This window comes from Nocardia sp. NPDC049190, assembly GCF_040648115.1.
Classification (GTDB): Bacteria; Actinomycetota; Actinomycetes; order Mycobacteriales; family Mycobacteriaceae; genus Nocardia.
This window is the reverse complement of sequence record NZ_JBEZDE010000125.1, coordinates 1-1,075: the sequence shown is the minus strand read 5'-3', so window position 1 is coordinate 1,075 and position 1,075 is coordinate 1. Positions and strand designations below refer to the sequence as shown.

General features: G+C 66.3%; 1 protein-coding gene. It reads left to right on the top strand.

Annotated elements, in window-relative coordinates; translation table 11 throughout:
- Window positions 1-24: 24 nt before the first annotated feature.
- The coding region (locus AB0B25_RS32190; RefSeq protein WP_357187639.1) for a lytic murein transglycosylase at window positions 25-1,075 on the top strand (1,051 nt) is incomplete at its 3' end.

Here is a 1,075-nt window from a genome sequence, read left to right as displayed (position 1 = left end):
GACGTCGAGGATGGGTGTGGTCGAATGCGTATTTCTGCTCCGATGACCGTCTCGGCTTTGGTGGTTGCTGGTGTGGTGATGAGTGGTTCGGCGGTGGATCCGTCTGCGGCGGTGCGGGCGCGGGAGGGGTTGTCGGTGGGGGCGGGGGGTGTGGTGGGTTTGTCTCGGGTGGTGGGGTTGTTGCCGGTGGTGGAGGGGCCGCGCAGGTTTCGGGCGTTTGTTCCGTGGGGTGTGGGGCGGGGGTTGCGTGAGGTGCCGTTGCCGGCGGTGGGGGGTGGGTTGGGGATTCCGGAGGTGGTGTTGGCGGCGTATCGGAATGCGGAGTTGGCGTTGGCGTCTTCGATGCCGGGGTGTGGGGTGTCGTGGAATTTGTTGGCGGGGATCGGGCGGATCGAGTCGGGGCATGCGGGGGGTGGGCGTACGGATTCGGCGGGGACGACGTTGGGTCGGATCGAGGGTCCGGTGTTGGATGGTCGTTCGCCGGGTGATGAGGTGGTTCGGGACGGGCATGGTGGTTTTGCGCGGGCGGTGGGTCCGATGCAGTTTCTGCCGGAGACGTGGAATTCGTTCGGGGCTGACGGTAATGGTGATGGGGTGGCCGATCCGAATAATGTGTTCGATGCGGCGTTGGGGGCGGGGAAGTATTTGTGTTCGGGGGGTTTGGATTTGCGTGATCCGGGGCAGGAGTTGCGGGCGGTGTTGCGGTACAACAATTCGTTGTCGTATGCGGCGAATGTGTTGAGTTGGTCCGCGGCTTATCGTGGTGGTGGTTCGTCGACGCGGGTGCCGGTGGTTCCGCGGTGGGTTCCGCCGGGCGGGCTACCGGGGGGTGGGTTGCCGGGGGGTAGGTCGGATAGGGGGGCGATCGTTCCCGTTGTTCCGGGTGTTGACCCGGTGCTGCCGCCTTACAGTTTGCCGGTGGTGCCGCTGGCTCCGGCTCCGGTCGAGGTGATGATCAGTGTTCCGGGTTTGCCGCCGATTCCGTGCGGGGTCTTCTGTCCGGCTCCGGTTCCGGTTGCGCCGCCGGCGGATCCGTGTCTGATGCGGGCGGTTCCGGCGCCGATGCCGCGTTCGG